The 24,859-nt window shown below is 43.1% G+C and carries 20 protein-coding genes; 6 read left to right on the top strand and 14 right to left on the bottom strand.

Going from position 1 to position 24,859, the window contains the following annotated elements:
- The first annotated feature begins 39 nt into the window (after positions 1 to 39).
- Positions 40 to 399, top strand: coding sequence for a toxin-antitoxin system YwqK family antitoxin (locus tag BW980_RS00385; RefSeq protein WP_076453003.1), 360 nt, complete (start codon positions 40 to 42; stop codon positions 397 to 399).
- A gap of 76 nt (positions 400 to 475) precedes the next feature.
- On the opposite strand, the gene BW980_RS00380 is transcribed toward BW980_RS00385, so the two are convergent.
- Positions 476 to 868: a carboxypeptidase-like regulatory domain-containing protein gene (locus BW980_RS00380; RefSeq protein WP_076453002.1), complete on the bottom strand. Its 393-nt coding sequence runs from the start codon at positions 866 to 868 to the stop codon at positions 476 to 478.
- Between the two features lie 161 nt (positions 869 to 1,029).
- Here BW980_RS00380 and BW980_RS00375 point away from each other — a divergent pair, with 161 nt between their 5' ends.
- Positions 1,030 to 2,373: a deoxyguanosinetriphosphate triphosphohydrolase gene (locus BW980_RS00375; RefSeq protein ID WP_076453001.1), complete on the top strand. Its 1,344-nt coding sequence runs from the start codon at positions 1,030 to 1,032 to the stop codon at positions 2,371 to 2,373.
- On the opposite strand, the gene BW980_RS00370 is transcribed toward BW980_RS00375, so the two are convergent.
- Both BW980_RS00370 and BW980_RS00365 read right to left on the bottom strand, forming a co-directional pair.
- Positions 2,370 to 3,506 carry a DUF3078 domain-containing protein gene (locus tag BW980_RS00370; RefSeq protein WP_076453000.1) on the bottom strand — a complete coding sequence of 379 codons (1,137 nt, stop codon included), beginning with the start codon at positions 3,504 to 3,506 and terminating at the stop codon, positions 2,370 to 2,372. The genes BW980_RS00375 and BW980_RS00370 overlap by 4 nt on opposite strands.
- On the bottom strand, positions 3,499 to 5,274 hold the full coding sequence (locus BW980_RS00365) for a 1-deoxy-D-xylulose-5-phosphate synthase (RefSeq protein WP_076452999.1): 1,776 nt from the start codon (positions 5,272 to 5,274) through the stop codon (positions 3,499 to 3,501). The genes BW980_RS00370 and BW980_RS00365 overlap by 8 nt, the downstream gene beginning before the upstream one ends.
- 177 nt (positions 5,275 to 5,451) lie before the next feature.
- Here BW980_RS00365 and BW980_RS00360 point away from each other — a divergent pair, with 177 nt between their 5' ends.
- Positions 5,452 to 5,901 (top strand): nucleoside deaminase, encoded by a 450-nt coding sequence (locus tag BW980_RS00360; RefSeq protein WP_076452998.1) that lies wholly within the window; start codon positions 5,452 to 5,454, stop codon positions 5,899 to 5,901.
- An 83-nt stretch (positions 5,902 to 5,984) separates the two neighbouring features.
- Here the strand turns inward: BW980_RS00360 and BW980_RS00355 are convergent, their stop codons facing one another.
- The 4 genes from BW980_RS00355 to aspS all read right to left on the bottom strand — a co-directional run bounded on the left by BW980_RS00355 (position 5,985) and on the right by aspS (position 10,159).
- Positions 5,985 to 6,179: a cold-shock protein gene (locus BW980_RS00355; RefSeq protein ID WP_013993299.1), complete on the bottom strand. Its 195-nt coding sequence runs from the start codon at positions 6,177 to 6,179 to the stop codon at positions 5,985 to 5,987.
- 91 nt (positions 6,180 to 6,270) lie between these two features.
- On the bottom strand, positions 6,271 to 6,522 hold the full coding sequence (locus BW980_RS00350; protein WP_076452997.1) for a hypothetical protein: 252 nt from the start codon (positions 6,520 to 6,522) through the stop codon (positions 6,271 to 6,273).
- A 38-nt stretch (positions 6,523 to 6,560) separates the two neighbouring features.
- Positions 6,561 to 8,345 (bottom strand): chloride channel protein, encoded by a 1,785-nt coding sequence (locus BW980_RS00345; RefSeq protein ID WP_076452996.1) that lies wholly within the window; start codon positions 8,343 to 8,345, stop codon positions 6,561 to 6,563.
- Between the two features lie 59 nt (positions 8,346 to 8,404).
- On the bottom strand, positions 8,405 to 10,159 hold the full coding sequence (aspS, locus tag BW980_RS00340) for an aspartate--tRNA ligase (RefSeq protein WP_076452995.1): 1,755 nt from the start codon (positions 10,157 to 10,159) through the stop codon (positions 8,405 to 8,407).
- Positions 10,160 to 10,348: 189 nt separating this feature from the next.
- On the opposite strand from aspS, the gene BW980_RS00335 reads away from it, so the two are divergent.
- The gene (locus tag BW980_RS00335) at positions 10,349 to 13,351 is read left to right on the top strand and encodes a SusC/RagA family TonB-linked outer membrane protein (RefSeq protein WP_076453743.1); all 3,003 of its coding nucleotides are present in this window, start codon (positions 10,349 to 10,351) and stop codon (positions 13,349 to 13,351) included.
- Positions 13,352 to 13,361: 10 nt separating this feature from the next.
- Entirely contained in the window at positions 13,362 to 14,693 is a 1,332-nt protein-coding gene (locus tag BW980_RS00330; protein WP_076452994.1) for a RagB/SusD family nutrient uptake outer membrane protein, read from the top strand.
- 87 nt (positions 14,694 to 14,780) lie between these two features.
- Here the strand turns inward: BW980_RS00330 and BW980_RS00325 are convergent, their stop codons facing one another.
- The 6 genes from BW980_RS00325 to BW980_RS00300 all read right to left on the bottom strand — a co-directional run bounded on the left by BW980_RS00325 (position 14,781) and on the right by BW980_RS00300 (position 22,529).
- Positions 14,781 to 18,287, bottom strand: a complete 3,507-nt coding sequence (locus BW980_RS00325; RefSeq protein WP_076452993.1) for an efflux RND transporter permease subunit — start codon at positions 18,285 to 18,287, stop codon at positions 14,781 to 14,783.
- Positions 18,277 to 19,461: an efflux RND transporter periplasmic adaptor subunit gene (locus tag BW980_RS00320; RefSeq protein ID WP_076452992.1), complete on the bottom strand. Its 1,185-nt coding sequence runs from the start codon at positions 19,459 to 19,461 to the stop codon at positions 18,277 to 18,279. Before BW980_RS00320 ends, BW980_RS00325 begins: the two co-directional genes overlap by 11 nt.
- Positions 19,462 to 19,489: 28 nt before the next feature.
- Positions 19,490 to 20,854 carry a TolC family protein gene (locus BW980_RS00315; protein ID WP_076452991.1) on the bottom strand — a complete coding sequence of 455 codons (1,365 nt, stop codon included), beginning with the start codon at positions 20,852 to 20,854 and terminating at the stop codon, positions 19,490 to 19,492.
- Between the two features lie 2 nt (positions 20,855 to 20,856).
- Positions 20,857 to 21,462: a TetR/AcrR family transcriptional regulator gene (locus BW980_RS00310; protein WP_076452990.1), complete on the bottom strand. Its 606-nt coding sequence runs from the start codon at positions 21,460 to 21,462 to the stop codon at positions 20,857 to 20,859.
- Between the two features lie 76 nt (positions 21,463 to 21,538).
- Positions 21,539 to 21,970, bottom strand: a complete 432-nt coding sequence (locus tag BW980_RS00305; protein WP_076452989.1) for a hypothetical protein — start codon at positions 21,968 to 21,970, stop codon at positions 21,539 to 21,541.
- 19 nt (positions 21,971 to 21,989) lie between these two features.
- Positions 21,990 to 22,529: an RNA polymerase sigma factor gene (locus BW980_RS00300; RefSeq protein ID WP_076452988.1), complete on the bottom strand. Its 540-nt coding sequence runs from the start codon at positions 22,527 to 22,529 to the stop codon at positions 21,990 to 21,992.
- Positions 22,530 to 22,671: 142 nt separating this feature from the next.
- Between BW980_RS00300 and BW980_RS00295 the strand changes: the two genes are divergently transcribed.
- A complete protein-coding gene (locus tag BW980_RS00295) occupies positions 22,672 to 23,646 on the top strand; it encodes a polyprenyl synthetase family protein (protein ID WP_076452987.1) in 975 nt (324 codons plus the stop codon).
- 11 nt (positions 23,647 to 23,657) lie between these two features.
- On the opposite strand, the gene BW980_RS00290 is transcribed toward BW980_RS00295, so the two are convergent.
- Positions 23,658 to 24,836 (bottom strand): lycopene cyclase family protein, encoded by a 1,179-nt coding sequence (locus tag BW980_RS00290; protein ID WP_076452986.1) that lies wholly within the window; start codon positions 24,834 to 24,836, stop codon positions 23,658 to 23,660.
- Positions 24,837 to 24,859: the final 23 nt, after the last annotated feature.

Raw genomic sequence — 24,859 nt, 5'->3', positions numbered from 1 at the left:
ACAGCAATTCATCACAAAACCACTTAAAAAACAAATGACATGAAAAATATAATCATACTTTTAGCACTTGCTTTATCCGTTACTGCGGGCTATGCCCAAAAGGAGAAGGAAGTAAAATTGAATAAAGAAACGAACCTTGTAGAGGCTACCTACTTTCACGATAATGGGGAAGTAAGTCAAAAGGGGACTTTTGACCTTGCAGGAAAGTTGCACGGTCAGTGGGTAAGTTTTGATGAAGCAGGTCAAAAGATATCAAAAGGTACTTACAATAAGGGTGTTAGAACCGGAAAGTGGTATTTTTACGCAGATGGTACCGTTAAGGAAGTTGAGTTCGATAACAATGTAATAGCTAACGTTATCAGCAAGGAGAAAAAATCTGGCGTCGTTTCAAAAGACTGATATACTATTTTATTAGGAAAAGGGGGATTCACACGGTGAGTCCCCCTTTTTTTATTAATTACAAAACGTTGCCCGTTTATTTCTCTATACTCGAGGCTAAGGTGGTCGTGTTTGGCAAGGTGTTTTCTTCTGCCATAACCACATCGGACAAGCTTATGGATTCGGCTTGTAGTCCCTCTGAAATATATGCGGTATGCGAAGCGGAGACTTCAACTGGAATTTCCCTTGTTTCATATCCAAGGAAGCTCACCTTCAAAATATAGGTTCCTGGTTCAAGTCCGTTAATTTCAAAATTGCCCCTAAAATTGGTCTGGGTCTTTACTTGTGAACCTTTGACCTTGACATCGGCGAACAACAGAGGTTCATTGTTCATCTCAATATCGAATATGTTGCCTTTAATTATCACTTCTTGTTGTGCGGAAAGGTTAAATGTACAGAATAGGATAAGGCAAAAAGCGGCTATTTTCATGGGTTCTCATTTTCTTTGCAAAGAAAACCATGTGGTGTTAAGGTAGGGTTATCTAAAGTTTAATAGATGATTCCCTTAAGGTTAAATAATCGGGGCTTCTTTTAGGCCCTGAAGCGTTTTGATCTTGAAAAAATGTAACTTGCGGGACTTAAAAACACACAATGAACTGGGAAAATTTACTCTCTCTAAAACGGCAAGGCGACACGCATAAAAGACTTAGAAAGGAACAAGACGAAACCCGACTGGGTTTTGAAGTAGATTATGATCGAATTATATTTTCAAGTGCTTTTAGGAGTTTGCAGGATAAGACACAGGTTATTCCGTTGTCGAAGACCGATTTTGTACATACCCGACTGACACACAGTTTGGAAGTGTCCGTAGTGGGAAGGAGCCTAGGGCGTATTGCAGGAAAAAAGATTCTTGAAAAGCATCCGTTTTTAAGCGAGATCCATGGCTATAGGTTTAATGATTTTGGGGCTATCGTAGCGGCAGCGGCCTTGGCCCATGATATTGGTAATCCGCCTTTCGGACACAGTGGTGAGAAAGCTATAGGAGAGTATTTCATAACGGGCAACGGACAAAAATACCAATCGGTTCTTTCTGATAAGGAGTTTCGTGATATTGTTGATTTTGAGGGAAATGCCAACGGATTTCGATTGTTGACCCAGTCTAGGGAAGGGGTTGCCGGGGGGCTTCGGCTAAGTTATGCCACATTAGGGGCCTTTATGAAATACCCGAAAGAATCGCTTCCCAAGAAGCCGACCAAGCATATTGCCGATAAGAAGTTTGGCTTCTTTCAAACCGAAAAGACGTCCTTTCAGGAAATTGCGGCAGACTTGGGTCTGATTCAGACGCGAAATGGAGAAGACATATCTTTCTCACGCCATCCATTGACGTTTTTGGTGGAAGCAGCAGATGATATCTGTTATACGATCATCGACTTCGAAGATGGTATTAACCTCGGACTTATTTCCGAAGATTTCGCCTTGGAATACCTTATCAAATTAGTCAAGGATAGTATCAATACCAAAAAATACAATTCCCTAAAATATAAGGAAGACCGGCTTAGTTATTTAAGGGCACTAGCTATCAACACCCTGATTAGGGATGCCATCTCTGTTTTTGTTGAGCACGAAGATGAAATACTGAACGGTACATTTGATACCAGTCTTTTAGACCGGAGTGTGTTCAAGGCGCAGATAGAGGATATTATTTCATTAAGTGTCAATAAGATATATAGGTCTCAAGAGGTCATCGAGAAAGAAATTGCGGGTTATAAGATCATTTCGGATATACTTGATGTTTACATAAACGCATTGATACGTAAAAAAGAAAACCGGGCATCGAATTACGATGCCTTAATGCTTAAGACATTGCCTGAATTCTATAGGGATACCGAAGATTCGGTGTATCATATACTGTTGAATACCTGTTGTTATGTAGCTAGCCTTTCCGATAGTGCGGCGGTTCACATACACAACAAAATTATGGGCAAGCAACTTTAGAAGGCATAGGAAACACCCACCCCGAGCAGCTGTTTAAACTGCAATCTTGGGACACCCGAATCGGTTATTTTGCCATCGGCATCCTTTTTTTCGTCAAAAAGAATGTCGTCATCATAAATAATGTGGGTGCCGATAGAGGTAACCACGTATTTGTTGACCTTTAGGTCGAAGTTTAGCTCCCAGTCCACATCAATATTGCCGAATTTCTGCAGGTAGTCGGTGTAGAGACTGAGGCGGTGTTTTAAGTTCATGTTCTTATAGATTTCCGTCTCGTATTTATTGGTCACTAAAAATCCGAATTCCAAAAACACTTTTTCTCCTTCTTCAATAACGTTTCCATCGGCATCTAGAACCGCTTTTTTAACCCCAAAGGCACCCTTGTTCGCCAATTCTTCGTCTAGAACAAATGTGGCCTTTTGTGTTATAGGGGAGATGTAGAGGTTAAATTTTTGATCTTTTGTAATGTACGATGTTCCTGCGCCCAAGAAGGAATAACCTGGTGCCATAAAGCGCGATATGGGTGTGCTTCTATCGGGATATTTGTAACCGTTGGAGAATTGGGTGTTGAAATTCGCTTTTGCCGAATAGTACCAGTTGCTAATGGTATCGCGCTGAAAGCCGAAAGTAGAGCTAAAACGCAAGGCGTCGTCGGTTTTTCTTAGTTTCTGTTCGTCTTGAACGTTCAGGCCATAGCGCATTTCCATATAGTTGTCCCACTGTATGTATCGAAATTTGTAATTACGCTCAAACCGGGCATTTCCCAAGGCGGCAATAGAGTTGTTACCCCCTGCGTTCCAGTTTACAAAGGCTACTTCGTTGAAATTTGCCCCCAGTTTGTTAATGTTCGTCCAAAAAGAAGGGACCCTAAATCGGTTCGGTTTCTTGTTTAGCGCTTTGGTGCGTTTGAATGAGATTACCGGGTTCATCAAATTAACGCCACGGGGCACGAATTTGATTCGCTTTTGTGTCTTTCTGATAACGACCGTATCTACCACCGTCGTGTCGATAATCATGGAGTCGATGTCAATTTCCCGCTCGCTCGGGATAGAATCTTGTACCTGGCCGAAAAGTGAACAGGTGAACAGGCTAAAGAAAAGAACGAAGGAACATGAAAAGGTAAGGCGCTTATTCATTTAATAACATTTTTAAGTGTTTCTCGATACTTAGTGTGTCTATTTTTGCTTGTTGGTGTAGCTGCTCGACCGTGCCATGTTCAATAAAGACATCGTCAAGGCCTAGAATGCTGATCTTTTGGGTGTGTCCGTGCTCGTTGGCCCATTCAAGTACAGCGGAGCCAAAACCACCCATTTTACTTCCATCTTCAATGGTAACTATAGTTCGGTACTGTTTGAATATTTCGGCAAGCATTTTTTGGTCCAAAGGCTTTACGAATCGCATATCGTAATGGCCTATTTTTTCACCTTCGGCCATCCTGTCTATGAGTTCTGTTACGACGTTTCCTATGTGCCCTAGGGTCAACACCGCAATTGTGAAACCTTTCTTTAGTTGGCGGGCCGTGCCTAGTTCTAGGGCTTCAAAAGGCGTTTGCCAGTTTGTTTGTACGCCTTGGCCCCTAGGATATCTGATGGCGATAGGCCGCGATAGTCCCATTTGCGCGGTATACATGATGTTGCGCAGTTCGGTTTCGTTCATCGGGGCAAAAATACACAAGTTGGGGATGCACCTTAAATAGGCAATATCGTACACTCCGTGATGGGTTGCACCGTCTTGGCCGACAAGTCCCGCTCGGTCCAAGCAAAAGATTACCGGCAGGTTTTGAAGGGCTACATCGTGTATGACCTGGTCGTAGGCCCTTTGTAGAAAAGTAGAATAGATAGTGCAAAAGGGGATAAGGCCTTCGGCGGCCATCCCCGCGGCCAAGGTTACCGCATGTTGCTCGGCAATACCCACATCAAAGGCCCTATGTGGCATTTTTTGCATCATATACTTTAAGGAGCTTCCGGTGGGCATGGCGGGTGTGATTCCAACAATGGCCTCATTTTTATCGGCAAGCTCGACTAAGGTGTGGCCGAAGATATCTTGATATTTTTGAGGCTCATTGACAGCCGGACTCTTTTTTAAGAGTTCACCTGTGTGTTTGTCGAATTTACCGGGGGCATGGTAGGTAACCTGGTTTTCTTCAGCCTTTTTAAGGCCTTTTCCCTTGGTGGTAATGACGTGTAATAATTTTGGCCCTGCTACCAATTTTAAATGCTTTAATTCGCTGATCAATGCTTCAAGGTCGTGCCCGTCTATTGGACCGGTATAGTGAAAGTTTAAGCACTCAAAGATATTCTCGTCCTTGGCCGTGCCCTTTTTTACATTGGTCAGATATTTTTTTAACGCTCCTACACTGGGGTCGATTCCGATGGCATTGTCGTTTAAGATGACCAATACGTTCGAATTTGTAGAACCCAGATGGTTTAGGGCCTCAAAAGCCATGCCACTTGCGATGGAAGCATCCCCGATTACCGCAATGTGCTGAATGTGATCGTTCTTTTTGAGCTGAGAGGCCATGGCCATACCTAAAATAGCCGATATGGAAGTAGAACTGTGTCCTGTACCAAAGGCGTCATATTCACTTTCTGAACGTTTCGGAAACCCACTAATTCCACCCAATTGACGATTGGTCTCAAAGATTTCCTTTCTTCCTGTGAGTATTTTGTGGCCATAGGCTTGGTGGCCCACGTCCCATATAAGCTTGTCATGGGGGGTGTTAAATACGTAGTGGAGGGCGATAGTGAGTTCTACGACCCCAAGGCTGGCGCCTAGGTGGCCTTCTTTGGTAGCAACAATATCGATTATGAATTCCCTCAGTTCCTTGGCAAGCTGTGGTAATTGCTCCAGGACAAGCTGGCGTAAATCATCAGGATAGGTAATATGGTCTAAGAGTGATTTCAAGATAGTGGCTTAAAATGCAAAAATAGGTGATTGAGTGAGCTAGGCCAATTCTTTTTGATCATGTATTGCACTGAAATAAAGTTTGTTCGATGCCATTTAGCACTAAGAAGGCGTAATATGTGTAAATTATATACATCTTTTATAAAGTATGCCATAAATTTGTGTTAAACCATTGCCATGTTAGAGCCCTTTGATGATAGTTATTACATGAAAAAAGCCCTGCAAGAAGCAGAGGCCGCCTTTGAAAAAGGGGAGGTGCCGATAGGTGCGGTAATCGTTATTGAAGACCGTATCATCGCTAGGGCGCACAACCTTACCGAACAATTGAACGATGTTACGGCCCATGCCGAAATGCAGGCAATTACCGCAGCGGCCAATTTTTTGGGAGGTAAGTATTTGCAAAACTGTACACTCTATGTGACCCTAGAGCCTTGTCAAATGTGTGCCGGGGCCCTGTATTGGAGCCAAATATCGAGAATAGTTTACGGGGCGAAAGATGAACAGCGGGGCTGCGGGGTTATGGGAACCAAGCTTCATCCGAAAACCAAAATGTTAGGGGGTGTTCTTGAGCAAGAGGCCAGTGCGTTGATCAAGCGTTTTTTTATTCAGAAGAGAAACCTCAATTGAGGTCTTGTCATTGGTATTTTGAAAACAGAAAACCCTAACATGGAGGTGCTAGGGTCGTTGTAATGATAACTGAATGTCTATATTTAGCCTACCACTTGAACTTGGGCGGCAACAATGCCTTTACGGCCTTCTTCCTCTTCATATTCTACTTTGTCCCCTTCATTAAGAGTTGTACCGTTAAGTGCTGTGGCGTGTACAAAAATGTCCTTCCCTGTGTCGTCGTTGGTAATGAATCCATAGCCTTTGGACTCATTGAAAAATTTTACTGTGCCAGTCATGTTAAAAGAAATTAGTTGATAAAAGTTTCCATCTAATTTATAAATTTTTTGATTAGGCTGGCTTAAAATGTGATAAATAATCCTACAAAGATTATTGATTATCAGTCTTTTCTATTTCTTTTTCCCGCATTTTTTTTATGTTTTCCTCGGTTAGCATGTAGTCTTTCATTTGCTTTCCTTTACTGTATACAAATAAGAAAAGCGGCATGGCCACCAAAAAGAGTCCGACAGTACCCGATCCGATGAATTTATGGCCAAGGGCCAAATTTTCCTCTTGAATATAAAAGCCGTAGAAAATCGACCCAAAGCAGGCTAGTGTAATACAAACGATGAGATATTTCATTTTGATAATCTTGATTGAGAAGGTTATGAAACAGAAGCTTAGCCGGTAAAGTTAATGAGTTCCCTGCGATAAGCCGTCAGTAATTTTGATTTGGAAACGAAACCGATATACTGTCCTTTTTTAATGACGGGCAAATTCCAGGCTCCGCTGTGTTGAAATTTTTTCATTACCACCTGCATACTGTCCTTTTCGTAGAATATGTGTTCTGGGGCATTGTGCATAAAGGTTTCCACCTTGGTGTTTTCGTAAAGTGAGGTGTCGAACATAAATTCGCGAATATCGTCTAGGAGTACAATACCTACCAGGGCCTTATTTTTGTCGACTACGGGAAAGATATTTCGCGTGGATTTTGCTACGGATTTATGAAGCATTTCGCCCAAGGTCATATCTGGGTATACGGTTTTAAAATTGGTTTCAATGACATCGTCAAGTTTCATCAAAGTTAGTACCGATTGGTCTTTATTGTGAGTCAACAAAGATCCGCTTCGGGCCAATTCCTTGGTATATATGGTATAGTCAATGGCATTTCTTGTAATGAGATACGATATTGAAGATGTAATCATTAGAGGTACAAAAAGCTCATAGCCTCCGGTAATTTCGGCAATCAAAAAAATAGCAGTCAATGGGGCGTGCAACACACCCGCAATAAGTCCGGCCATACCGATCAGGGTAAAGTTGCTTTCTGAAACGGAAAAACCTATGCCCGAGTGATTGATGACCTTGGCCATGACATTTCCGAGGGCGCTGCCCATAACCATAGTCGGAATGAAAATGCCTCCTGCACCACCGGCTGCCAAGGTAGTGGTCATGGCCACGGCCTTGAAAATGGTAATACCGAACAATAGGGCAATGACCACCCAGATGTTGGTGATGTATGAATCAAAGGGTGTCTTGCCTAAGGCTTTTATATGGTTTCCGTGCAAGAGGTCATTGATGAAGCTGAAACCTTCACCGTAGAGGGGTGGAATAAAATAGAGCATAACGCCTATGGATGCGCCTCCTACAAGTAACTTGTATTTAGGTGTTTTTAGACGGGAGAACAACTTCTGTATACCAAAATACATACGCGTGAAGTAAATCGATGCAAAGGCGGTACCTATACCTAAAATGATATAAAAAAAAGTGTCTTTGACCTCAAAGTTTTCCGACAGGGTAAAGTTAAACAGGACCTCATTTCCCAAAAAGAAATAAGAGGTGAGTACCCCAGATATCGATGCGAGCAAAAGAGGGAGCATGGATAGCATGGTAAAATCAAGGCTAAAGACCTCTACCGCAAAAACAATGGCCGCAATGGGCGATTGAAATATGGAAGCTATGGCGCCGGCCGACGCACATGCGATTAAAAGCGATCGGGTTTTGGCATTAATATGAAAAAAACGCCCGATGTTGGAGCTAATGGCCGCGCCCGAAGCTACAGCGGGTCCCAATAATCCTGTAGAGCCCCCGAAACCAATGGTGAGAGGGGCTGCAATGAGTTGGGTGTAAATGTGTTTTGGTTTGATGATTCCCTTTTTTTTGGAAAGCGAAAAGAGAATGGAAGAAACTGCATGTTGAAGCTGTTCTTTGTGAATGTACTTCACGTAGAGGTAGACCAAGGTAAGTCCGATGATAGGTAAAATAAAGTACAGGCTGTTGCTCGATATTAAAATGCCTTGCTCTAGGGAAACCTCGATAAAGTACACGATGTTTTTAAGAGTGACCGAGGCTAAACCTGCCAGAAGTCCCACCAAAACACTCATAATGTGTGTAAAAGTCTTGTTGGAGATATTTTTATATCGCCATTTTAAAAATTTGGTAGATAGTCTTTGTAGTTTAGTGGGCATTATACAGGTTTGCTATCTAAAATATGAAAAATCCCGCACCAAGGCGGGATTTACTTTTATTACGCTTCAATATCTAATTTGAGCTTTAGTTCATTAAGTTGCTCTTGGTCAATAGCCGCCGGGGCATCGATCATAACGTCACGTCCGCTGTTGTTCTTTGGAAAAGCAATGAAATCCCTTATCGTTTCTTGTCCTCCCAAAATAGATACCAATCGGTCTAGACCAAAGGCGATACCTCCATGTGGTGGAGCACCGTACTGAAAGGCATCCATAAGAAAGCCAAATTGGGCCTGTGCTTCTTCGGGGGTAAAGCCAAGGTGTTTGAACATTGTGCTCTGTACCTCCCTGTCGTGAATACGAATGGAACCTCCTCCTATTTCATTACCGTTCAATACTAAATCATAGGCATTGGCACGCACTGCGCCAGGGTCGGTTTCCAGTAATTCCAATTGACCTGGTTTTGGAGAGGTAAAAGGGTGGTGCATGGCATGGTAATTTCCTGTTTCTTCATCGAGTTCCAATAACGGAAAATCAATAACCCATAATGGGGCGAACTCATTGGGGTTACGCAAGCCCAGTCTTTCAGCAAGTTCCATTCTTAGGGCACTGAGTTGGGTTCGGGTTTTGTTGGCGTCCCCAGAGAGCACGCAAATAAGGTCTCCCGGTTTGGCCTCGGTAATCTCGGCCCATTTGGCCAAGTCTTCTTGGTCGTAAAATTTATCTACGGTAGATTTAAAGCTTCCGTCTTCATTGTATTTTACGTAGACCATTCCCTTGGCGCCGACTTGAGGTCTTTTGACCCAGTTCACCAAGGCGTCCAATTCTTTACGGGTATAGCTGGCCCCACCAGGTACGGCAATGCCCACTACTAGCTCTGCCGAGTTGAATACGCCAAAGTCTTTGTGTTGGGTAACCGCGTTAAGCTCGCCAAATTCCATGCCGAAGCGAATGTCGGGTTTGTCGTTTCCGTAAATGCGCATGGCGTCATCGTAGGTGATTCTTGGGAAGGCCGATATCTCTACCCCCTTGATTTCCTTTAGCAAATGTTTGGTAAGGCCTTCAAAGGTGTCGAGAATGTCCTCTTGTTCAACAAAGGCCATTTCGCAGTCGATTTGTGTGAATTCTGGCTGACGGTCGGCCCTTAGGTCTTCGTCGCGAAAACACTTTACGATTTGAAAATATTTGTCCATACCGCCAACCATAAGCAATTGCTTAAAAGTTTGTGGAGATTGTGGCAAGGCGTAGAACTGCCCTTCGTTCATCCGGCTGGGCACTACAAAATCGCGGGCCCCTTCCGGTGTTGATTTTATTAAGTATGGGGTTTCGACTTCAACGAAGCTATGGTCGCTAAGGTACTTTCGTACTTCCATACTTACCTTACTTCTGAAAATAAGGTTGTTCTTTACGGGGTTTCTTCTAATATCAAGATAGCGGTACTTCATTCGAAGGTCTTCACCGCCGTCGGTTTCGTTCTCAATGGTGAATGGAGGGGTTTTCGACTTGTTAAGGAGAATAACCTCTTCGACCAGTACTTCGATGCCCCCTGTTGGGATATTGGGGTTTTTAGAGGTTCTTTCAATGACCTCGCCAGTTACCTGAACCACGTACTCACGGCCTAAACTTCTGGCCTGTTCGAGTAATTTGGAAGAGGTTCTGTCTTCATCAAAGACCAATTGGGTTATACCGTAACGGTCTCTCAGGTCTACCCAGACCACAAAACCCTTGTCACGTGTTTTTTGTACCCATCCCGATAGGGTAACCTTGGTATTTATATCTGATTCGCGTAATTCTCCGCAGGTATGGCTTCTGTACATGTATAAGTCTATTTGAAAGCGCAAATGTAAGAAGTTATGATGGTAACGGCTAAAAAATTCGAGTGTCCTTTTTGTGGTATACCCAGAGATGCTGTTTTGTTAAGGACGCTAAAATTTAACATATATTTTAAAAATTTAATAATTCTTAACTATCTTGCTTTTAAAATAACTAATTCAAAACTTTTAAAAATGAAACAAACTTTATTTGGAAAGTTGTATTTCTTGCTGTTTTTTGTGCTGCCGACCGTGGTTTTGGCGCAGGGGACAATTAAAGGAAATACTACAGATGAGAGTGGGATGCCGCTTCCTGGGGTTAATGTCGTTGTTAAAGGAACAATGAACGGAACTACTAGTGATTTTGACGGTATTTATGAGATTCGGGTAAATAATTTTCCTGCGACCCTAGTTTTTTCTTACTTGGGATATGCCGATAAGGAAGTTGAGGTTACCGGTACTTCAACGTTGGATGTTGCCTTAAAAGAATCGGCTACGGGTCTTGATGAGGTAGTTGTTACAGGTTTGGCCACTTCGGTAAAACGATCGAATTCCGCCAATGCCGTTGCCTCGGTTTCGGCCGCGGAACTTACGGGTAGAACACCTCCATCTACCCTTGATGGAGCCTTGTATGGAAAATTTGCCGGTGCCGTGGTCAATTCTAACTCGGGTGCTCCCGGTGGTGGTATTTCCGTGAAATTGCGTGGTGCAACTTCCATAACGGGTAATACACAACCCTTATATATAGTTGATGGTGTATATATTGACAACTCTTCCATTGCTGGTGGATTAAATGTGGTCTCCGAGGCAGCAGGGCAGGGAAGTGATGCCAACCAAGATAACCCGTCGAACCGTATTGCCGATATCAATCCGGAAGATATAGCGAATATCGAAATATTGAAAGGTGCCTCGGCTGCGGCCATATACGGGTCAAGGGCTGCCGCGGGTGTTGTAATCATTACTACCAAGAAAGGGGTGGCAGGAGAAACAAAATTCAAATTTTCGCAATCGACGGGTTTTAGTCAGGCCATCCGCCTTTTTGGACTACGTAACTATACCGAAGACCGGGTCTTTGATTTGTTTTACTCCCCAAGTGATGATCCTTCAGAAGATCAGTCTTCCCGTGATGCTGCCAATGCTCAGGTAGCCCTATTTTCACAGGCAAAAAACTCTGGGGGACTTATTGATTATGAAAAGGAGATATTTGGAGAGAAGGGGCTTATCAGTATTACCAATTTTAGTATGAGCGGTGGTGACGAAAAGACAAGGTTTTTTTCTGGGATTACCTATAACAATGAAAACGGTATCGTAAAAAATACGGGGTATGAAAAAGCTTCGATACGACTTAATCTCGATCATCGAGCTACCGACTATTTGAAATTTGCATTGAGTTCGAATTATATTTATTCTTCATCGGATAGGGGTTTTTACAACAATGATAACACCGGTGCAACTATCGGGGTTGGTTTAGTTTCCACATATCCGTGGTATGACCTGTTTCCAAATGCAGATGGTGTATATCCAGATTACGCGCTTGGGGCTTCCAATATTTTGCAGACCCGTGATCAGGTGACCAACAATGAAAAAATTAATAGGGTAATCATGGGAGGTACGGCCAACCTTGATATTTACAAAGCTGAAAAATCAAATTTAGAATTGATTTTAAGAGGAGGTCTTGATTTTTATCAATTGCAGACCCGAGCCATCTTTCCTAAGGAACTACAGTTTCAAAAGCCTTCCAATGGAGGTCGTAACGGGGTATCCGTTCAAGGGGAAACCATTAACAAAAACTACAACCTTTCGGCTTTTTTAGTGCATAACTACTTTACTGAAAACAACCTTCGTTTTCGTACACAGGCAGGTTTGACCAATGAATTTTTTGACCGAAATACAGACTTGATTACGGCAACCGGTCTCGTGGCTTCTGAAACCAATGTTGATCAAGCGGCCAATACAGGGATCGACCAAACACGGGTGCGTCAAGAAGATGCGGGATTCTTTGTACAGGAGGAAGTCAATTTTCAAGACAAAATTATCGCCACCGTTGGTTTAAGGGGAGATAAGTCATCGAACAATGGCAATGCCAATGAGATGGCCTATTATCCCAAGGCGTCTTTGGCGCTTAGCCTTAACGAATTCGATTTTTGGAAAGAAGATTCTTTTTGGAACCAATTAAAATTAAGGGTCGCTTATGGTGAGGCAGGTAATTTTCCTCCTTCCGGTGCCTTGTTTACTTCTTATAACGCCTTTTCCACAGATGGAATTTTAGGCATCAGCTTAATAGGAAGAAGAGGGGATAGTGAACTGAAATCGGAGCGTCAAAAGGAATTGGAATTTGGTACTGACCTGAATTTTTTCAATGGCCGTTTAGGATTGTCTGCAACCTATTACATCAAAATGGTTGACGATCTAATTTTGTTGGCTTCCTTAGAGCCTTCTACGGGATATACGCAGAGATACGTTAATGCGGGAAGTCTTCGTAATAAGGGTATAGAGATTTCTTTGAATACGGTTCCTATTGCTACGGAAAGTTTTCAATGGGATTTGGGCGTCAATTTTTTCAAGAATGCTTCCGAAGTTACCCAACTTGACGTACCTGCCTATAATACAGGGGCCTTTGGTGCAGGTTTAGGAAGTTACAGGCTTGAAGAAGGTAAGAGTGCTACCCAAATTGTAGGCTCATATGGAGATGAACTTAGGGTAATTGGTGATGGTGAACCTGACTTTCAGATGGGTTTCAGTAATAACCTAAGCTACAAAAAGCTTCAGTTGTCCTTCTTATGGCAATGGAAACAGGGCGGGGATAATATCAACCTGACCAACCTGTTGTCCGATTTGAACGGAACAAGTGCCGACTATGACGATATTACTTTAGACCCAGCTGGTGTAACTCCTAACGGAAAATATAGGCCTGATGCGAATGCCGATGTCTTTGTTCAGGATGCTTCCTATTTGAGGTTAAGGGAAATCGGACTCTACTATACTTTAGACAGTGAGAACTTGCCCAATGTTTTTGGAGACTATGTAGAGAGTGTTAAGTTCGGTCTTTCGGGTTCCAATTTGATCAATATCTTTGATTACAATAGTTATGATCCAGAGGTGTCCAACTTCGGTGGAGGAACAATTTTTACAGGAGTTGAGGTAACCCCCTTTCCTTCCTCCAAAAGGTATATGTTCAACGTAGCGATTAACTTTTAAAAGAAGAACCATGAAATTATATAAAAACAAATTTTTACTTTGTTCCTTGGTCCTTTTAGGGCTAGGATCATGCCAAGTCCAAGAGTTTTCCGATTTGAACAGCCCGGAAGTAGAGGCGTTTCAAGAGAATATCACAAGGGGTGACCTACCGGACCTTGTGGGCGGAATACTATACAGTTCGAGAGTCAACTTGGGGAATTATTTTGATGATACCGGAGTAATCGGAAGGGAATTTTTTCGATTTTCTGCCTCTGATCCGCGTTTGACCGGGGATTTATTGGGAGGAGGAACCAATACTCTTGACAATAACACCTTCTATATTACAAACCCTTGGGCCGCACGTTATAGAACGGTCAAAAACGCGAATTTGATTTTGGGCTTTATTGATGGCCCAGATCAGTCGGACCAGTTTTCCGATGAAGAACTGAATGCTACTAAAGGCTTTCTTAAAACCTTTATAGCATACGAACTGTTGTTGAATTTGAACCTGACCGATGAGAACGGTATCCGTCTTGATGTCGCCGATGAGCAGAATCTAGGACCTTTTGTTTCAAAATCCGAAGCTTTGAGCGGTATTCGTACCGTTTTAGAAGAAGCGGCTACAGATCTTGGCAATGGAGGGGATGCTTTTCCTTTTTTCCTTCCTTCGGGCTTTGATGGTTTTGATACCCCGGCTACATTTCTTGAGGCCAACCAAGCTATTGCGGCAAGGGTGGCAACATATCAAGGGGATGCAGCGGCAACTTTATCCTTTTTGGAGAATTCGTTTATGAATTTGACTTCTGCTCAAGATGATTTAAGTACCGGTCTTTACTATAATTTTTCCGAAGACCAGACAGATGCACTTAACCCTATGTACTTCCCTGTTGAAGCAACGGCGGCCGGTGCGCGAATAGCCCAACCGACCTTTTTGTCCGATGCCGAGGCCGGCGACAATAGGTTAAGTAAGGTTGCGGAGCGTAGCGAACCTTTGACCCAGGATGGATTAACGGGAGGCTATGCGGTGGCTTTGTATAAAACCGATACAGATCCTATTCCGATGATTCGTAACGAGGAGTTAATTTTGATGTACGCCGAGGCAAATATTACGGTAGATCCGATTGAGGCCGTTGCCGCTATCGACCTTATCCGTGAAAGTGCCGGTTTACCTGCCTATACGGGTAATACCGATTCAGCTTCTTTAATCGATGAGGTACTAAACCAAAGAAGGTATTCCCTCTATGCGGAAGGACATCGATGGATAGATATGAGAAGGTATGGTCGATTGGATGAACTGCCTAAAGATAGACCGGATGATGATGTTTGGACGATGTTCCCAATTCCATTAACCGAGAATCAGTAATAATTCTTTTACTGTATCTTAAATAACAAGCAGAAACCCCGCCAATTGGCGGGGTTTTTTATTAGGGTATGTTTCTGATCTGGTGTTTTAAGCGGAAGCTTCCAGATGGTTTTCTGCCTTTATAGGGCGTTCCTTTTTTCTTCCCCAAACCGCAATTTTTATGCGATAGGTAATGTTGAACAATACCGGTACGATAATCAAGGTCAAGAACGTGGCAACGATTAATCCGAAGATAACCGTCCATGCCAATGGACCCCAGAACACTACGTTGTCTCCTCCCATATAGATTTTGGCGTCAAACTCAGAGAACAGGGAGAAGAAATCGATATTGAGACCTATTGCCAAAGGAATTAGTCCTAAAACGGTAGTAATGGCCGTTAGAATTACAGGGCGTAACCTTGCTTTACCTCCTTTGGTAATGATTTCGGTAACTTCTTCCAATGAGATAAGGTCTTTGTCGCTCAGTCCGAGTTCCACTTTCTTACGGTCGATAAGTATCTGTGTGTAATCTAATAGCACAACCCCGTTGTTCACTACGATACCGGCGAGGGAGATAATACCCATCATGGTCATCATAATAACAAAAGACCATCCGGTAATCATTAATCCGCCAAAGACCCCTATAAAGCTTAAGAAAATGGCGATCATAATGATCAGTGGTTTGGATACCCCGCCAAATTGAAATACCAATATGAGCATTATCAGTCCTAGTCCAGAGAAAAATGCGCCGACCAAAAACTGCATTTGCTTGTTTTGTTCTTCGATCTGGCCCGTGAAATCGATTCTTACATCTTTAGGAAGCTGTTTGAAATTGTCCATTTCTTTCTGTATCTCGGCCACGATCGCTCCGGCATCACTAAAACCAGGTTTCAATTGAGAGTAAATGGTAACTACCCTTTTCTTGTCTTTGTGTTTTATGGCGCTAAAGCCTGAGGAGTTTTTCTGCTTGGCTACGGCCGAGACAGGAATTTCCTTGATTTGGCCGTTTGCGGGATCCCTAAAAATGATGTTCTGGTTGAACAGGGCATTTTTATTGTACCGGATATCCTCATTAAAGCGAACGTTAATATCGTAATCGTCACCATCCAATTTGTATACACCTGCTTTTTCGCCAAAAAGCGAACGTCTCAGTTGTAGTCCGACTTGGCCTACGGATACGCCTAGCTCACCTGCTTTTTCGCGATCCACTACAACTTCCATGGAAGGCTTGCTCTTGTTTACGTCGATTTTCAACTCTTCGATACCGGCTATGTTCTTGGTATTGATAAAGTTTCGAATATCTTCGGCGGTATTGATCAATTCGGTGTAATCCTTACCTTCCAGCTCTATGTTGATAGGATATCCGGCCGGTGGTCCGTTGGCTTCCTTTTCTACCGAGATGGCTACTCCGGGAAATATTCCGGTCAAGGCATCTTGAATTTCACCACGCAGTACTTCGGTATCGAGTCCGTTCCTGTATTTAAATTCGCGCATTGACAAGGTGACCTTACCTCGATGTGGCATTTCTGCCGCCGACCCTCCATCGGTTTGGGGGTTACCGGCGCCTTCACCCACCTGTGATACCGCCGATTCAATCAAAAAGTTGTGTTCCCCATCGGTGTACTTGTCTTGGTTGGCCACCTCGAATACCCTTTTTTCGATTTCTTTGGTAAGTTTATTGGTCTTTTCAATAGACGTTCCCTGCGGATATTCTATATAGGCATAGATTTCATTGGGTTTGTTGTCGGGGAAAAATTCCACCTTCGTACGTCCACTGCCCAACGAAGCTCCAAAAGCCATGAATACGGCAATCAAAAGAGCGAAAGTAATACCGAAGTACCAGTATACGTTTTTACCTCTAAGGGAATGTGCGATACGTTTTTCATACCAATTCTCAAAACGCACCATGGCGCCGTTCTGAAAGCTTATGGCCCACTTTTTAAGCGCGTATTTGTATATCCAGAACATCAGTGCCGTTAGGATCATTACAGAGCCCAAGCCCCTCATGGTTCCACCGAAAATTAAGATAAAAAGTCCGAAACCGCCCAATATGGTACTAATACGGATGAGTTGCTTGACGGTAAGTTCTTTTTCACCGATTTCCATAAATTGGGAAACCAACATGGAGTTCATGAAGATGGCTACGAAAAGTGACGAGCCCAGAACGACCGACAAGGTAATCGGGAAATAGATCATAAACTGGCCGAATATACCGGGCCATAGACCGAGGGGTACAAAGGCTGCCACGGTGGTCAATGTTGAAATAATAATAGGAAATGCAATTTCACCGATACCTTTTTTGGCGGCTTCGGTGCGCGACATGCCTTCGCTCATTAAACGATAGACGTTCTCAACGACCACGATTCCATTGTCGACCATCATACCCAGTCCCATAATCATACCGAAAAGGATCATGGTATTTAAGGTATAGCCCAAGTTGTTCAAGATCATAAACGACATGAACATTGACATCGGAATGGCGAAGCCCACAAAAAGGGCATTTCTAAAGCCTAAAAAGAACATCAGTACCGTTACGACCAAGATGATACCAAAGATGATGTTGTTGACAAGATCATCTACCTGGTTCAGTGTTCTGCCTGAAGAATCATTGGCAATGGTGATGTTCAGGTCGGCCGGGAAATAGCTTTCCTGCTCCTTTTTTACGATTTCGCGGACCTTGGTCGTCGCTTCTATCATGTTTTTGCCCGATCGTTTTTTGATGTCGAGCATTACCACGTTTTTACCGAACTCTCGGGCATACGTGGTCTTCTCCTCTTCCGAAAAACTTACTTCGGCAATGTCTTTTAGGTATACCGCACCGTTCTCGGACTTTACCACAAAATCATCCAGTTCCTTAGGGTCGTCGATTTCACCCAAAATACGTATGGTCCGGCGTTGGCCGCCCGATTGAATGTTACCGGCCGACATGGTAGAGTTGCCATTGCTAATGGCATTGATAACATCTTGAAAGCTGACTTTTGAGGCCATCATTTTATAGACATCTACGGCCACTTCTACCTCTTTCTCCTGTGCCCCGCGAATGTTTACCTCTTTAATCTCGGGCAAGTCTTCAATTTCATCTTGCAGGTATTCGGCAAATTCCTTTAGCTTTTCAACGGGATAGTCGCCTGTGAAATTCACGTTCATGATGGGAAATGACTCCGACAGGTTAAGGTCAAAGACATTGGGTTCGACCTTGGCATTGTTAAAGGTGGGCCAGTCTTCTCCGGCCTTTTCGCTATCTACCTCATCCTTGACCTTCTGTTTGGCCTGTTCTACCGTTAGGTCTTCATCGAACTCGACCGTAATTATCGAATAGTCTTCTTGTGAAGTTGAGGTTATCTCAACTACATTACTTACGTTTTTAAGTCGATCTTCCAGAGGGTCGGTAATCAAACGTTCTACGTCTTCTGCCGTGTTACCTGGGTAAATGGTACTGATATAGATTTTGGTCTCTACAATTTCAGGAAAATCTTCACGGGGCATTGCAAAATATGACTTCAATCCCAGCCATAGAAAAATGGCGATCATCACATAGATGACCGAGGGATTGTCAATGGCCCACGATGCAAGGCTAAACTCTTTATTCGCGTTTTTCTGTTGTTTACTGTTCATCGGTCTGGTCGTTTAGAATTTTAACCTTTTGGCCGTCTTTTACGCTTCTGGCGCCTTCTTCAATGATATGGTCACCGTCGGATATACCGGAGAGGACTTCGATATGGCTGCCCTGGGTCTTTCCTGTTTGAATGATACTTTTCTTCAATAAGGCCTCGTTTTCGCCATCTGTGGGCTCGGCTACATAAACGTATTGCTCGCCTTCGGCGTTTTCCGAAATGATACCTTGGGGAATGACTATGGCATTCTCATTGGTGTAATCGTTAATGCTTACTTTGGCGGAAAGGTTGGGTTTGATATTCCCTTTTTTATTTGGTACCGGAACCTCAGCGCTAAATGCGCGATTGCTCGGATTGATGAAATTTCCGGTCTGACGCACCTTGGTCAAGATCGAATCGCCAAGAACGGGAAAATAGACCTTGGCTTCTTTGCCCTTTGTTATACCGCCTAGGTAGGTTTCCGGTACATCGACCTCAATGTACATGTCGGAAAGGTTTACGATCCTAAAAACTTCAGATCCAGGGCCCGGAGATACAACGGTTCCCTGATCTTTGATGACGTCGTCTATGATACCTGAAAAAGGTGCCCTTATCGACGATTTGCCCAGTTGGCTTTCGGCTTGTTTTACGGCATCTTCGGCGGCCTGATAATTGGTTTGTGCCGATAAATACTCTATTTCAGAACCTATTTTTTGCTCCCATAGGCGTTTTCTGCGTTCAAAGGTGGTCTTGGCGAGTGCGGCTTGCGACTTTAATTGCGATAATTGGCTGCTTCTTCCTCCGTCGTCAATAACTGCTAAGACTTGGCCTTTTGTCACACGCTGTCCTTCTTTCACATAAACACGCTGTAGGGTACCTGACATTTCAGGGTAGATCAAAACGTTTTGCTTGGTCTTGACATCGCCCTGTAGTTCTAAGTAGTGTTCGAATTTTCCGACCTTCGCCACGACGGTGGTGACCAGAGGCAATTTTTCTTCGCCGCTCATGCTGCTAATGGCCGAATCAAGCTTTTGTAATTCGGTTTCAAGGACTCTTTGCTTTTCCGAAAGTTCGGTTTTCTTCGCCCGTATGGTTTCGATGTTTCCCTCGGAAATAATATCGATCACAGAGTTCTGTTTCCCTCCACATGCGGAGAAGAGTAGGGCCGAGGTCGCTAGATATAGTATTTTTTTCATCTTAAAAGTTTGTTTGTAGTTTGCCTTATTACTTTGGGTTAGAATTGGGTTCGTTTATGATAAGTTCGAGCTCCGTCTTTTTATTGATGACCTCGACCATTGATTGAAGGTAGCTTTGTTGTGCGTCATAGAGTTGTGTTTGCGCTTGCCTAAGTTCAAAGCTGCTCGCAATGCCTTCGGCGTATTTAATTTGGTTCTTGTTTTCGATGCGTTCGGCCAAACCAAGGTTTTGCTTTGCCGTTTCATATTCTTCTATAGCAAGAATATAGTCGCTCTTGGCCTTTTCGAGCTGAAGCCGTATTTGCTCTTCGGCTTCCGATAATTGGGTTTTTGCCTTTTGCATGGCGATTTTGGCCCGTGCGGTACCGGCACTACGCTTACCGGAGCTGAACAGGGGAATACTGAGGTCGAAACCTAAGACCGATGAGTCGAACCAATCTTGGTCGCTTTTAAAAAAGCTAAAGTCATCGGAAAAAGCAGATGAACCGTAGTTGATGAAACTGCTTAAGGTTGGGAGGGCCCGGCTTTTTGCCAATTTCCACTCGTAAAATCGTTGTTCGGTCAAGTTTAGGGCGAGTTTGTAATCGACGTTATTGTTGATGTTAAAGTCCGATTCCATTAAAGAAAAGTCGATCTGGGCCGTGGCCAACTGGTCAAGGTCGTCTTCTAATTTGGTGGGGGCGTCAATAGCAATACCCATGACCAAGTTGAGCATTTGCAGTGTAATGTTCTCTAGTCGGATGGCATTTTTTAATTGATTTTCTACGGATGAAAGGGTAATTTGTAGTTGTTCGACACTTTCTTCGTCGGCCAATCCGTTTTCATACAGTTTATTGGTCTCGAATAGGTTCTTTTCGAGATTGGCCTTGTTCTTCTCGAAAATGGCCACACTTTCTTTGGCCAATAATACGTTTCCATAGGCTTCGACCACCGATTTACGTACTTCTTGATCGGTTTTTTCTTCGTTGTTGGCACTGTAGCTTAGAAACGATTTCGTTGCCTGTACACCAACGATATAAGAACCGTCGAAAATCTTTTGGGTAAGTGTCGCCGTAGCGGTCGCTTGATGGGCTTGGCCAAAAACGATCGGCACAAACTCCCCAGGTGTTCCTCCGGCAAATTCGGCGGGAATCAAGGAAACCGGCTGTTTTAATTGATTTTGGTAGCTAACGGAACCATTGATCTGTGGAAGACCGTCTGCAATGGTCTCCCATTTTTGTTTTCGGGCATCGATCAGGTCGCGCTCGGCATTAATGGCGCTGTAGTTGTTCTCAAGGGCGAACTCTATGGCTTCTTCCAAGGTAAAACTATAGGTTTTCAAGGGGTTTGGATCTTGAGAAAAGACTGGTGCGGTGATGAAGAGCATCAGTGTTAGTATAAATAGGTTTCTCATCGTTATTCTGGATTTGAGTTGATAATTTTGTTCAATACTTTTCTTCCTAGTGGGGTTACAATCCCCCTGATATGGTATTCTAAATAATTGTCCATTAAAGTGGTCACCGGAAATTTGTCTGGGGGGAAAAGACGATGGTCTTTCGTGCTTGTCATACCCGAATAATAAATACGGCTTATAAAGTCGATATCTAGGTTGTCCCTGTAAAAGCCTTGGCTTACCCCGCGTTGAATATTTTCCCTTACACAGGCTTGCATGGTTTCAAATTGAAATGCTGAAATCGAGTTGTGTATTTTCGGATAGTATTTCTGCAATTGGTATTGTGGTGATGATTTTTCGTTTTTGAGATTGATCATCACGAATTTTTTTATCTCGTAAAGTTCTTCAATAGGGTTTTTGTTCAAGGCACAGATAGCATTGATTCCTTTTGATATGCTTTCCGCTAGATGTGTGGTGCACTGTTCCACGAGTTTGGTCTTGTTCTCGAAATGAGTGTATATGGTTTTCTTTGAGATGCCCATTTCATTGGCCAAATCGTCCATGGTAACACTCTTAAACCCGTAGTTCAGGAACATATCCGTCGCTTTGTTTAGAATTTTAGTCTTCATAAGGACTGCAAATGTAATCTAGGAAACTTTAAAAACACTAAAAGTTTCCAAAGTTTTACCTTAGTTTAACATCTTTTTAAGATTGTGGCTGATCGGAATCATTTTTTTTTCGCTCCAAATAGTCGTTGTAAGCTTGTTCCCCTTCTTCCTTCCAGAACTCGTCATAGAATTTCCATTTCGAAAAATCATCCCGGCACATACGACTACCATTGCTCTTGCAGGCGCGTTGCATTTTTCTCTTTTTCTTTCCCTTGTTGGCGCCGTCCTTACCGCCGCTGAAGTTTCCGAAAATTATCTTGGCCAGAACCAGAAGTCCCCCCGCTTGCCAGAAGTCCAAGGTCGTTAGTCCGAATATTTCGGGCATCAACCAATTCCATAAATACATAAAAATGTAGGCGAACAGTACAAAAAAGGCGATAGCGGCAAGGGCGTAGAATATTATTTTTACGGTTTTCTTTATAAACTTCTCAGCTTTGCCTTTTACTTTATGCTCTATATGTTTCTCCATAATTGTAGATTTTTTTTAGTTAATGATCTGTTTTTTTGATTTCTAGTTCTTTTAATAATATGGCCAGGGCCCGGTGGCGCCTTGACATTAGTGTGCCCATTGGGATACCGGTCTCACGTGACAGTTCGGTATAGGTGTAACCTTCAAAATCAATGGCTATTATAATGTTGCGGTACACTGGTTTTAGTTGGGCAATGGCCTTTTTAAGCTTCGTTTTCATGGTGTCGGAATACGCATTGGCCGTCTTGCCATACACCAACTCCGTAAACTCAATCAGTTTTTCCTCCATTTCCTGCTCGAAGGGTACCCCTTTTTGTTTGGTGCGCATCAGGTCGATAATCTTATTGCGGATAGAATTGTAAACAAAACCCGCAATATTGTCTATGGGCGACAAGTTGTTGGCCCTAGAGAATATCTTTAAGGCCACCTCTTGAACCACGTCTTCGGCATCGCGATCGGCGGCATCGTCAATACGTGATTTGGCATAAGCCTTGAGCGAACGGTACTCTTCGTCAAAAAAGAGTTTAAGCTTGTTGTAATTATCCGTTTCTGGGGTCATTTCGTGGCTGTTGTCAAAAGTCTTCAAGAGTAAAGACGAAGGAAATCAAAACTATTGCATGTTCTTGGTTATTTTTTTTACAAAATGAAGGAAAGGGGCCTATTTTGATCAAATGGATGTATTTTTGGGGAAAATTTGTTGAATGCAATCTATAGAATTCTATCGTAGCCAGTTTCTCGATTACTTGAAGCGGCATGAACATACCAAAGAGCCCAAGAACCTTTATGAGCCGATTACTTATATTTTAGGGTTGGGAGGAAAGCGATTGAGGCCGGTTCTTACCTTATTGTCGGCCGAAATTTTTGGTTGTGATTATCGCAAGGCCCTAGATGCAGCCTTGGCCGTAGAAACTTTTCACAATTTTTCATTGGTCCATGATGATATTATGGACGATGCCCCATTGCGGAGGGGAAAAACCACGGTGCACGAAAAATGGGATATCAATACGGGAATCCTTTCGGGGGATGCCATGCTGATAACGGCATACCAATTATTTGAAAATTATGACGGGGATACCTTTAAAAACTTGGCAAAGCTCTTTAGCAAGACGGCTTTGGAAGTATGTGAGGGCCAGCAATACGATATTGATTTTGAAGATAGGGATGACGTTACCTTGTCCGAATACCTGAAGATGATCGAATATAAGACGGCCGTTTTGGTGGCTGCCGCACTGCAAATGGGCGGCATAGTCGCAATGGCGTCGAAAGGGGAGCAGAAGCTTATTTATGATTTCGGCTTGAATCTGGGAATAGCCTTTCAGCTACAAGACGATTATCTAGATGCCTTCGGTGATCCGGAAACTTTCGGTAAGCAAGTGGGGGGCGATATTATAGAGAACAAAAAGACCTATTTATACCTTAATGCCTTAGAGTTAGGTAGTGCCGAACAAAAAAAAGAGCTAATGGATATGTATTCCATACAGCCCAAAGACCCTTCGGCCAAAGTCGATACGATAAAGGAAATCTTTAAGGATAGCGGTTCGGCGGAAAAAACGCAGGAAGCGATAGCCGAGTATACAGAAAAGGCCTTTTCGGTATTGGCCGAACTAAACATTTCAGAAGACAAAAAGGCTATTTTAGAGAATTTTGGAAGTAGCCTGATGATGCGACAGGTCTAAGGAAAGTAAAGTCACTTAGGTTTAGGGGAACGAAATCTTTTGAAAATCCTATTGAAAAAGGCTTCAATAAATATTTTTTTAGGGCAGCTTAGAATGAAGTCGATATCTTCCCTAAAGGAAGACTTCTCGTCTAAAAATCTAAAGATCAGTTGTGGGTCGCTTTTCTTGAAGAGCGACTCGAATATTTTGTGGCCTTGGTCATTGTGTTTGGCCAATACGTCTAAGAATAGCAGGTCGTAAAACCAAAACCTGTTCTTAAAGCTTAGTGTATTCAGAGGTTTTCCGGTTTTGATAAAATCTACCAATACGGGAATTTTCTTGGCCGTACTCATAAACGTGTAGCCCGTGCTTGGCTTGGCCCATCCACCCGCTGTTCCGATATAGCGGATGTTTTCGGTGTGGTGTTCGCTAAAATCATAGCAGGTCATGGGTATACTGCCTTGTTCCGTTTCGGTGATGCTATACCTGCCACATTTTAGATGGTTTTCCAAATAGTGGATTATAGCATTTTCATATGCTTCCTTGGGCAAGCGATTTTTAGAGAATAAGGTGTATTCCACTAAGGCCTCGTTTTTTGAAAATGGAAGGAGGTACATAAACCGGGTATTCCCTTTCTGCGGAATGGAAAAATCCATGTAAGTGGCCTGGTCGGGATTGAAAACGGGCTTTTCGATTTTTACCGTCCACCCTAGAAAATGCTGTTGCAGTACAGGGTATTTCTTTTGATGGGTGGCCATTGTATAATCGAAACTACTGCTAAAGACCTTTGATGCCGAATAGGTGGAACGATGGGTTGTAACCTTTACTTTTGAACCCATGTCGACTATCTCGGCAACCTCTTCTTGCTGAAAGGTAATATTCGACTTGCCTTTTAACCCGTCAAAATAAGCTTTGTAAAAATTGGCTCCCCGAACCATTTTGTATTGGTATGGGGTAATGGAATAGTCTTTTGAGAAGTTTTCGCTTCCGAAATAAATATGATTCCATGTTTTGGAAACAATAGACTCAAAACTTCCCTCACCTTTTTCCCAGAAGCACCAAGTTCTGTCATTAGACCTTTTGGCATCCCTATCCAATAGTAAAATAGACGTGTTGTTAAAAAAATCATCATTGACGAGGGCGCTGGCGAGCATTAGACCAGCTGCGCCGGCGCCGATTATGATATAGTCAAATTGTGTGATTTTTTCCAAGGGCTTGCGGCATCGTTATTTTT

The sequence above is a fragment of the Zobellia uliginosa genome (genome assembly GCF_900156625.1).
Taxonomy (GTDB): Bacteria; Bacteroidota; Bacteroidia; order Flavobacteriales; family Flavobacteriaceae; genus Zobellia; species Zobellia uliginosa.
This window is presented reverse-complemented; position numbering and strand designations above follow the sequence as displayed.

Excerpts from the sequence above, each read along its gene's own strand:
- BW980_RS00320 (WP_076452992.1), bottom strand. The coding sequence starts at position 19,461 with ATGAAAAAAATACTATATCTAGCGACCTCGGCCCTACTCTTCTCCGCA.
- BW980_RS00375 (WP_076453001.1), top strand. The coding sequence starts at position 1,030 with ATGAACTGGGAAAATTTACTCTCTCTAAAACGGCAAGGCGACACGCAT.
- BW980_RS00345 (WP_076452996.1), bottom strand. The coding sequence starts at position 8,345 with ATGCCCACTAAACTACAAAGACTATCTACCAAATTTTTAAAATGGCGA.
- aspS (WP_076452995.1), bottom strand. The coding sequence starts at position 10,159 with ATGTACAGAAGCCATACCTGCGGAGAATTACGCGAATCAGATATAAAT.
- BW980_RS00295 (WP_076452987.1), top strand. The coding sequence starts at position 22,672 with ATGCAATCTATAGAATTCTATCGTAGCCAGTTTCTCGATTACTTGAAG.
- BW980_RS00355 (WP_013993299.1), bottom strand. The coding sequence starts at position 6,179 with ATGACTGGCACAGTAAAATTTTTCAATGAGTCCAAAGGCTATGGATTC.
- BW980_RS00310 (WP_076452990.1), bottom strand. The coding sequence starts at position 21,462 with ATGAAGACTAAAATTCTAAACAAAGCGACGGATATGTTCCTGAACTAC.
- BW980_RS00305 (WP_076452989.1), bottom strand. The coding sequence starts at position 21,970 with ATGGAGAAACATATAGAGCATAAAGTAAAAGGCAAAGCTGAGAAGTTT.
- BW980_RS00385 (WP_076453003.1), top strand. The coding sequence starts at position 40 with ATGAAAAATATAATCATACTTTTAGCACTTGCTTTATCCGTTACTGCG.
- BW980_RS00350 (WP_076452997.1), bottom strand. The coding sequence starts at position 6,522 with ATGAAATATCTCATCGTTTGTATTACACTAGCCTGCTTTGGGTCGATT.
- BW980_RS00335 (WP_076453743.1), top strand. The coding sequence starts at position 10,349 with ATGAAACAAACTTTATTTGGAAAGTTGTATTTCTTGCTGTTTTTTGTG.
- BW980_RS00330 (WP_076452994.1), top strand. The coding sequence starts at position 13,362 with ATGAAATTATATAAAAACAAATTTTTACTTTGTTCCTTGGTCCTTTTA.
- BW980_RS00370 (WP_076453000.1), bottom strand. The coding sequence starts at position 3,506 with ATGAATAAGCGCCTTACCTTTTCATGTTCCTTCGTTCTTTTCTTTAGC.
- BW980_RS00380 (WP_076453002.1), bottom strand. The coding sequence starts at position 868 with ATGAAAATAGCCGCTTTTTGCCTTATCCTATTCTGTACATTTAACCTT.
- BW980_RS00315 (WP_076452991.1), bottom strand. The coding sequence starts at position 20,854 with ATGAGAAACCTATTTATACTAACACTGATGCTCTTCATCACCGCACCA.
- BW980_RS00325 (WP_076452993.1), bottom strand. The coding sequence starts at position 18,287 with ATGAACAGTAAACAACAGAAAAACGCGAATAAAGAGTTTAGCCTTGCA.
- BW980_RS00300 (WP_076452988.1), bottom strand. The coding sequence starts at position 22,529 with ATGACCCCAGAAACGGATAATTACAACAAGCTTAAACTCTTTTTTGAC.
- BW980_RS00360 (WP_076452998.1), top strand. The coding sequence starts at position 5,452 with ATGTTAGAGCCCTTTGATGATAGTTATTACATGAAAAAAGCCCTGCAA.